Raw genomic sequence first — 7,872 nt, 5'->3', positions numbered from 1 at the left:
ATTTTGGCCCACGAAAAAGACAATGAAATCAGAGATGTGAATACGTCCTCCGGGCCCACCATTGTCGTTATTTATCAATGATTTATAGGGCGGTTCGCCACGAGGTTCGCCAATAGGTTCGCCAAGCATCGGCTTGCGCGTGACCAGACGCACGACCCGGTCCATGCCCTGGACGGCCAAACGCACCTGCGAGGCCTCCCTGGAACAGAGCTCAGCATGGTCGATGTCGTCGTGGCCGAGGACGTCCATCATCTGCCTGGTGGATGCTTCCGCTTCGGCGAGATAGACCCCGAGTGACTTCCTCAATCCGTGCAGAGTGAGGCCCTTCGGCAATCCAGCGAGAGCGCACCAGTGCGCCATGGCACCGGTTAAGGACTGCGCCGAGAAAGGCTGGCCATATCCGGTGAGCAAGACTGTTTCTCCGCGCCGGTCGGCCGCCTCCAGGATCTCAGCGAGCATGGGAGTTACTGGAACGAAAAGCCGCTTCCCTCCGGTCCTTCCCTTGTTCTTGGTCTGCACGATATTGAATCCGTCGAACTGGCGCTCAACTCCGTCGATCAGGACGCGACGCGTGACGCGCTGATCCCATCGCAGCCCGGCAACGTCGCCTCGGCGGTTCCCCAGCCACAGTGCCAGCCCATAGCAGGTTCGCGCCGCAGTGCCGGGCGGCCAGCGCTTTTCGAATTGCGCCATGGCCTCGCGCGACCATGCTTTCCAGCCGCCATAGGCGGGCCGCCACTCAACCGCCGCCATGGGATCGATTTCGATCCAATCTTGGCGTAGCGCGACATAGACCAGCTTGCGTATGCCTACCAAGCAGGTGCTTGGCCTTGTGGGGCGTGGCGATGAAGCGGCCAAGAAGCTCTTCAACATGGATACGCCGAAGATTCTTAACCGCTACATCCCGCCAGATGAGCGGGTGATCAGGGACCACTCGCAGTTCTAGAAATTCTTCGATCACCCGTGTGTTCTTGCGCTTGCTGGCTTCGTCAAGCGCCAACCACTTGACCGAGATCTTCAACCGTTGAAAGGCCGCTCCAAACGTGCCGGGCAGAGCGGCTCCAGGCATGACGACGGGAGCCTTGGGGACTTTCCGGCCCTCGACCGCTGCCTGGTAGGCCTCCTTGAAACCCGCCTGATTGGGGGCCGGCAGACTAAGCACACGCTCCTTCGTCCGATAGCGCCAGCGAACTTTGCCATGGCGGTCTTTGTAGGAGGAGAGGCCGGGGATATTTGTCGGTCATGGCAGAATGAATCTATTCCCTGCGATGATTCCCTTGCAACAGGAAGTCGACGATATTTTCTTCCTCGTCTCCAGGTAGTTCGGTAAACGCGGCTTCGAGTTTTAAGCGATCCCAGATCACGCGGCTGTCAACCTTCTTCGGCTTTGGCATGCGGCGGTCAGCGACCATTTGGTCAAATTTTGTTGCGCCCACGCCAATGTACCGGGCGGCCTCTTCGCGTGAGAGGCCGCGAGGAGGATAGGAGAGGGGATCGCTTTTCATGATCTCGCCACTGGCATGTGTGCGCCCTGGTTCGGGGACTTCTGTTCAGAGATCAGGATCTATTCTAGATTGTATCAACCTCCGCCGGAAGAGAGCCGATCAAGCCGTGCGGTAAATTGCGGTCAGGGCGTATAAATAGGATGTAAGTTCAGGGGTTCGAGTCGGGAGAGTGCTACCGCCAATATAGCGCTTCAACCGAGTTCTTCTGTTGAAGGGGCTTCGCAAGCGAGGCCAGCAGGTTCAAATCCTGTCCCCGCAACCAATTTTATCATAAATCAATAACCGTCCCGATCTGATCAATCGGGGCGGTTCTTTGCGTTTGCGAGACGCCGCGCGCGGTGGCGCAAACCGAAGCCAGCGCGCGTGTCATCGAGACCATCCTCGGCAAGATCGCTTGGCGTGCCGTCGCTTGATGTTGTTTTGGGTTTGTCAGGCAAACAGTACGCGGCGGCCCTCGACGGCGGCTATGATCTTCATTTTGACGGACGCTGGAACAGCGTCGAACATGCATAAGCGGCAAGGAGACCCCGTCTGGCGTAGGAGATTGTGGGTCGGCTATCTGGATCGCCTGCTGTGAGCCGAAGTGAGCTTCTGTGTCTGCGCCTAGCCTGAATATCTCAGTGCGCCCCGAGGGCGGGTATCACCAGTGGAGGGAGGTTCCACCCGAATAGTAGTCGATCGGTCTGGTAGCTGACGAGAGGCTCGGTCGGGTAACTGGCCGGGTCGAAGCCTCGTGACAAAGGCCGCCTAGGGCGGTTGAGCAATCCGATGGGCCGTAATGCGAGTGAAGCCTGAGCAGGCCTCGAAAGTGATGATGCGGATGCCGACCCGCCTGAGATTCGGGGAAGGCCGCGTGAACGGGGAAGCAATCGACATGTGCACCCGTTTGATCCGCCGGGGTGGTGGGCACGGCACGTTGGAAGGGTGATGCGGGTAATCGGGGGAGGCCCGTTCGGCATGAGGGTAGCGCCCTCAACGCAGCTGTCAGGGCGGCGGTGCCAGCGAGAGTCGGACAGGGTCATATTACCACTGAAGCCGGGTAATGCCGGTGGAGGGAAGGGCCCTGACTTCTGGAGTGCTTTCGACGTTGGTGAGGGGGGGATTGGCGACGAGCCTGGAAACACCCGAAAAGATCAGGACCCTGCAGAGGAAGCTGTATCGTAAGGCGAAGGCGGAACCCGCTTTCCGCTTTTACGTGCTCTACGACAAGATCTGCCGCGAGGACATGCTGCGCCATGCCTATGCGCTGGCCCGCGCCAATGCGGGTTCGCCGGGTGTGGACGGTGTGACATTCGCGCAGATCGAGGCGGAGGGCGCGGAGAAGTGGCTGGCGGGCCTGCGCGAGGAACTCGTTTCGTTACCCGGAACAAGCAACTTGCGCCCACTCTGACATTTGCCGGGGCGCAGCGAAGGTTGCGTTCAGAGCCTTCCACGGACATTGCTCGTGCCACTCGGCCGGGGCCGCATGCGGTCGGGCGTCACTCTGGTAAGCCCGCGATGCGCATGTGTGCGGCCCAGCGTTCGAACCGAACGGGGTCGGTGTATAAGTTCTCCCATTTCTTGCGTTGTTCGCGAATGGTATCGCCCGGCGAGTCCTTTAGAAAAACCGCAAGTGCTTCCTTTGCCTCCCGCTCCTTTCCCAGGCAAGCGTAGATCCCGGCAAGCATTCGGTGTGCGCCACTCGGAATACTCGACATTTTCCGCATCTCCGTCAGCGCAGCCCCGCAATCATTCTTTTCGTAGAGCGCCCAGCCCATGTCCCAATGGTACCAGTCAGGGTAGAAAGGATCGATGCCCATGGCCTGCTTGATCCGATCGATCGCTTCATCGATGCGGCCGACGAAGAGCAGAGGGGCCGAGCTGGCTTCGAGGATCTCCGATTTGCTGGGGTTCAGGGCGATCGCTTGATCATACCGAGCAAGGGCCTGCTCCAACTCGCCGGCTTCGGTATGGATGCGGGCGCGAACATAATACGCGTCGGCGTCTTCAGGAGCGAGCAGGATAGCCTTGTCGGCGTACCAGGCGGCCCGCTTCAACGCCTCTTCGAAGGTGTATTCCTGCCGGTGCCACCCGAATACCGCGTCATTGCGATAGGAAAAGGCCAGCGCCATATAGCCGAATTGCGAGTTCGGATCCGCTTCGATCGCCTTCAGGTTCAGCTGCCGGGACAGATCGTTCCCCGCGGCAGAGAAATCCTTGTCAAGCTTGGAAAGCCCCATCAGGTGATAGTGGAGCGCGCTGACCCGGGCAGAGCTGCTCTCTGGCCAGGCGCGTTCGATCCTGTGCCCGACCCGGTCCGCAAGCGTGCGGATGATTTCCTCCTGGACGACGAAAAGATCGCCGATTTTGCGATCGTACGAATTGGCCCAGACATGTGATCCGTCGTGTGTATTCAGCAACTGGGCGGTCACTTTCAGACGGTCTCCGATCTTCTGCTGGCTGCCTTCGAGCAGGTAGTCCACACCGAGGTCATCACCAATCTGCCTGGCGTCGGTGGGCTTATCACGGTATCTGAAGCTCGAGTTCCGGGCGATGACGGCATAAGTCTTGCTCCGCGCCAGCTCGGTAATGACCCCGTCGGCAACGGCATCGCTGAGATATCCCTTATCGGCGCCTGTGCTCATGTCATCGAAGGGAAGGACGGCAATTCTCGGCATGTCGCTGGAACGAACCGGAGCAGCTCGCCACATCTCGGCTCCGTGGTACGCGCCGATCGCTGCCGCGACGAAAACGATCGTAGCGAGAATGAAGCCGGCTCGCGGGAATCGTGACCTGGCTCGTCCCGTGGCGGCGGCGGCGCCTGGAGCAGTTGCCGACGGATCGGCATTCAGCCGGTAACCTCTCTTGGGGAAGGTTTCCACGATCGCGTGCGCGTCCTCGCCCAACGCGCGGCGAATGTCGGCAATGCATTGCGTAAGACTGTCTTCGGTAACGAAGGTATCAGGCCAGACCGCCCGCATCAGCGTATCCTTGGACACGATCTCGCCCGCTCGCGCCGCGAGTGTTGAGAGCACCTCCGCGGACTGGCTGCGAAGATCTATCGCTTTGCCTTCAGCGGTCCGGAGTTCTCTCTTTTTCATCAGGAAAACAAAACCGCCGAACGTGATCGTTTCAGCAGATTTCGGGTCAATTTCAGGAGGCTTTCGGGACATTTCACGCCCCTGACGCGCTTCCTCAGTCTAGCCAATTCGGCCGTCGCTTCCAAGCGATTCCACAAGCACCGGATTGGAAGGAGGAAGACATGAATCGCATCGGCCTTATGACCGCTGTCGCGCTTCCTTTGGCAGCGCAAACGTCAGCAGAAGCGGATTCCCGCATCGCGAAACTCTGTGGCCCGGACCATGTCAGGGCGATTAGGGGATAGCGATGGAGAAGTTTCTTTTAATTACCCTTCTGTTGAATTTTGACGGCACTGTAGTAGCCGGAAATCATGAAAATGGCTTTCCTCCTAAGGTGTTGGCTTCAGAACCCGAATGCAAATATCTGAAACATCAAAATGAATTTATCTGGCCTCCTGTTGGTCTGAAATATCTTTCAACCGCTTATATATGTGTGAGAAAATAGATGATTATCGCGCCTGGTTTATCATGCTCAGGCGACGTTCCAACCCCAGCGGTTACTATCTCGCTAGCCTCAGGCAGCAGGTCAGCGAAGGCGACCCTCGCATAATCCTGAGCACGAACGACGATTTCTATCTCGGCCAGACCGGCCGCGACCCCCGATATGGATCTACAAAGGCGCTGATGCTGCCCTGGGCTTGCGTTTTGCGGGCGCCTTTCGGGCCGGGGCAGGTTGCGGTTTGCGTCCGAGCCCCGCTGCCTTCGCGAGCGTTGACCTTTGGGCCGCGTAATTCGGCGCAACCATCGGGTAATCTGGCTTCAATCCCCACTTTTCGCGGTATTCGTTTGGAGTGAGCCCGTAGTGTACCGCGAGATGACGTTTTAGCGATTTGAATTTCTTCCCGTCTTCCAGTCAGATGATGTAGTCCGGCGTTACCGACCTTTTCGGATTGGTTGCGGGTTCGTGCTTAGGCGGCTCGGCCATATTCGGCTGACCAAGGCCTGCCAGCGACGAATGGATCGACGCGATGAGATCTGGCAACCCAACGACGGGCAGGGGATTTTGGCTGACATAGGCAGAGACAATGTCTGCCGTCAGCCCGACGAGATCGGCCGTCAAGGCTTCGTTTTGATCGCTCAAGTATTCGCTCCTGGTAGGGGGTCAAATTCGCTTCGCCCATTTGTCGTATATCGCAATTTTGAGCGATGCCGAGATAAATAGCACTGCGGAAGTTGTGAGATTGGGCTCTGGCGATTGGCTAAGCCAAGAGGGCATTTAATCCGCCTGGGGTTCCTGGAAGCTTTTCGAACTTTCTGCGTCGCGCATCAGCCTGAATTGCGGGTGCTTATGGACAAAGTGGGACACTAGGTTCGGTATTTGGGCGTTGTGGATGGCAGCTTCGCGCCCAATGTCCGCCATAGCGCTAAGCTCTGCCGTCCCTGAAACCGGTCATTGCTGTGTCCTGGAAAGGCCAATCTTATCGATTCGTCGTCAGGCCGCGCGGCCGAACCGATCCACCCTGAAATCGTCGAGCGGCGTTGCGCAACGGCCGGTCGTTATGAGTTCCGCCATGGCGTCGCCAACGCCGGGACCGAGTTGGAAGCCGTGACCGCAGAACCCGAAGGCGTGGAACAGGCCCGGCGTCGTGGCCGATTGCCCCATCACCGGCAGCATATCTCGAACATAACCCTCGCAGCCCGACCATGTGCGAATGACCGCGACCCGTGCGATGGCGGGCATGAGCCGCGCGACGGCGCGCAATTGTATCGGCAGCCGCATCGGATCGGCGCTCGCGTGGCCTGGATCGAGGTCGACCGATACCCTTTCGGCCGCCCCGCCGAAGACGATGTTGCCTCGCTCGACCTGACGCAGATAAGCGCCATAATCCTTGTCGCGAGTCCAGATGCCGACCACCGGCAGGACCCGATATGGCAGCGGCTCGGTCACGCCCATCTGCGGACCGCGTGCGTCGAGCGGCACCATTTCGCCGAATTGCGCGGCGACGCGCGCACCCCAGGCGCCGGCGGTGTTAAGCAGGCATTCGGCGGCGAACGACCCTCTCGAAGTGGCGACAAGGAAACCGGAGACGGTGTGTTTGATCGTCTCAACTTCGGCCTCCTCGACGAGTTCCGCGCCGAGCTTTTGGGCTGCCTCAACAAAAGCCAGCGCGATCAGCCGCGGATTGCCGCTGCCGTCATCCGGCGAGAACGACGCCGCGATCGCTTCAGGACCGAGGCCGGGAAACCGGGAGCGGATTTCGCGCGAGCCAAGTTCCTCCAGCTCCAGCCCCCAGGGCCTCGCGGCTTGAGCGTAGGCCCGCATGTCGGCAAGACTTCCCTCATCGAAGATCAGTCGGATGTGGCCGGTGGCGCGGAATTCGACGTCGCGGCCAAGCATCTTTTCAGCCTCGCCCCACAGGCTGAGCGAGCGGTGGGCGAGCGGAAGCTGCGACAGGTGACGCCCGGTGCGCCGGATGTTGCCGAACGAGGCGACGGTCGCCCCGGTGCCGATCCGGTTGCGTTCGATTAGTGTCACGCGCGCGCCGCGTCTTGCGAGGAAATAGGCCGAAGCCGTCCCCATCAGGCCGCCGCCCAGCACGATCACATCCATAGTCGATCCTTGATCCTTGGATGCATCTTGTCGGCGCCGCGGCATTGCGTCAAAGATGGGTTTGGGCAAGACCCATAAGCTTTACCTATGGAGTGGCAATGCGGGCCCGGCAGCTCGAAGTGTTCATCGCCGTCATGCGCGCCGGCACCGTGACCGCCGCGGCACGGATGCTGAACATCTCCCAGCCTGCGCTCAGCCAGATCCTTCTCCACACCGAGGACGAACTCGGCTTCACGCTGTTCGAGCGGGTTAAGGGCAGGCTGCGACCGACCCCGGAGGCGCTCGAGATCTTCCCCGATGCCGAGAGGCTGTCGGCGGGGCTCGACGGCTTGCGCCGCAAGACCACCGACCTGCGCCTGGGTCGGGCAGGGCTGGTGCGGGTCGCTGCCTCGCCGCCGCCGGCCATGGCGATATTGCCGTGCGCCTTCACCAGGTTCCGGGCGCAGCATCCCAACATATTGCTGCGTTCCCATAGCGCGCCGATCGCCGCAATCGTCGACATGCTGCGCGCCGGCGATGCCAGCCTCGGCGTGGCCATGGACGATCGCCTGCCTCCCGACATCGAGGCCGAGGTGATCGGAAGTATAGGTTTCGCGTGCCTGCTGCCCGCCGGGCATGCGTTGGTCAGGAAAACCGAGCTGACGCTCGCCGATCTCGCCGGCGAGGAGTTGATATCCTATCGCGGAAACACCCGTCC

The 7,872-nt window shown here is 60.1% G+C and carries 7 protein-coding genes and 2 pseudogenes; 4 read left to right on the top strand and 5 right to left on the bottom strand.

The features are described from left to right. Positions 1 to 144 precede the first annotated feature (144 nt). A pseudogene (locus tag EOA29_RS18180) lies at positions 145 to 636 on the bottom strand (tyrosine-type recombinase/integrase); the annotation flags it as partial. A 169-nt stretch (positions 637 to 805) separates the two neighbouring features. On the opposite strand from EOA29_RS18180, the gene EOA29_RS41490 reads away from it, so the two are divergent. After that, positions 806 to 946: a hypothetical protein gene (locus tag EOA29_RS41490; RefSeq protein ID WP_189478921.1), complete on the top strand. Its 141-nt coding sequence runs from the start codon at positions 806 to 808 to the stop codon at positions 944 to 946. A 310-nt stretch (positions 947 to 1,256) separates the two neighbouring features. Here the strand turns inward: EOA29_RS41490 and EOA29_RS18175 are convergent, their stop codons facing one another. Next, on the bottom strand, positions 1,257 to 1,505 hold the full coding sequence (locus EOA29_RS18175) for a hypothetical protein (RefSeq protein ID WP_127221238.1): 249 nt from the start codon (positions 1,503 to 1,505) through the stop codon (positions 1,257 to 1,259). 1,102 nt (positions 1,506 to 2,607) lie between these two features. Between EOA29_RS18175 and EOA29_RS18170 the strand changes: the two genes are divergently transcribed. After that, positions 2,608 to 2,895, top strand: coding sequence for a hypothetical protein (locus EOA29_RS18170; RefSeq protein ID WP_245468487.1), 288 nt, complete (start codon positions 2,608 to 2,610; stop codon positions 2,893 to 2,895). 88 nt (positions 2,896 to 2,983) lie between these two features. On the opposite strand, the gene EOA29_RS18165 is transcribed toward EOA29_RS18170, so the two are convergent. Continuing rightward, positions 2,984 to 4,657 carry a winged helix-turn-helix domain-containing protein gene (locus EOA29_RS18165; protein WP_127221237.1) on the bottom strand — a complete coding sequence of 558 codons (1,674 nt, stop codon included), beginning with the start codon at positions 4,655 to 4,657 and terminating at the stop codon, positions 2,984 to 2,986. 214 nt (positions 4,658 to 4,871) lie between these two features. Here EOA29_RS18165 and EOA29_RS18160 point away from each other — a divergent pair, with 214 nt between their 5' ends. After that, positions 4,872 to 5,069, top strand: a complete 198-nt coding sequence (locus EOA29_RS18160; RefSeq protein WP_126090091.1) for a hypothetical protein — start codon at positions 4,872 to 4,874, stop codon at positions 5,067 to 5,069. 165 nt (positions 5,070 to 5,234) lie between these two features. Here the strand turns inward: EOA29_RS18160 and EOA29_RS18155 are convergent. Both EOA29_RS18155 and EOA29_RS18150 read right to left on the bottom strand, forming a co-directional pair. Continuing rightward, a pseudogene (locus EOA29_RS18155) lies at positions 5,235 to 5,705 on the bottom strand (MucR family transcriptional regulator). Between the two features lie 351 nt (positions 5,706 to 6,056). Continuing rightward, positions 6,057 to 7,175, bottom strand: coding sequence for an FAD-binding oxidoreductase (locus tag EOA29_RS18150; protein WP_127221236.1), 1,119 nt, complete (start codon positions 7,173 to 7,175; stop codon positions 6,057 to 6,059). Positions 7,176 to 7,309: 134 nt separating this feature from the next. On the opposite strand from EOA29_RS18150, the gene EOA29_RS18145 reads away from it, so the two are divergent. Further along, the coding region (locus tag EOA29_RS18145) for a LysR substrate-binding domain-containing protein (protein WP_245468486.1) at positions 7,310 to 7,872 on the top strand (563 nt) is incomplete at its 3' end.

The organism is Mesorhizobium sp. M1E.F.Ca.ET.063.01.1.1, assembly GCF_003998155.1.
GTDB lineage: Bacteria > Pseudomonadota > Alphaproteobacteria > Rhizobiales > Rhizobiaceae > Mesorhizobium.
This window is presented reverse-complemented; position numbering and strand designations above follow the sequence as displayed.

What these genes read in the sequence shown, in the direction of transcription:
- EOA29_RS41490 (WP_189478921.1), top strand. Translation starts at nt 806, where the DNA reads ATGCCTACCAAGCAGGTGCTTGGCCTTGTGGGGCGTGGCGATGAAGCG.
- EOA29_RS18175 (WP_127221238.1), bottom strand. Translation starts at nt 1,505, where the DNA reads ATGAAAAGCGATCCCCTCTCCTATCCTCCTCGCGGCCTCTCACGCGAA.
- EOA29_RS18165 (WP_127221237.1), bottom strand. Translation starts at nt 4,657, where the DNA reads ATGTCCCGAAAGCCTCCTGAAATTGACCCGAAATCTGCTGAAACGATC.
- EOA29_RS18160 (WP_126090091.1), top strand. Translation starts at nt 4,872, where the DNA reads ATGGAGAAGTTTCTTTTAATTACCCTTCTGTTGAATTTTGACGGCACT.
- EOA29_RS18150 (WP_127221236.1), bottom strand. Translation starts at nt 7,175, where the DNA reads ATGGATGTGATCGTGCTGGGCGGCGGCCTGATGGGGACGGCTTCGGCC.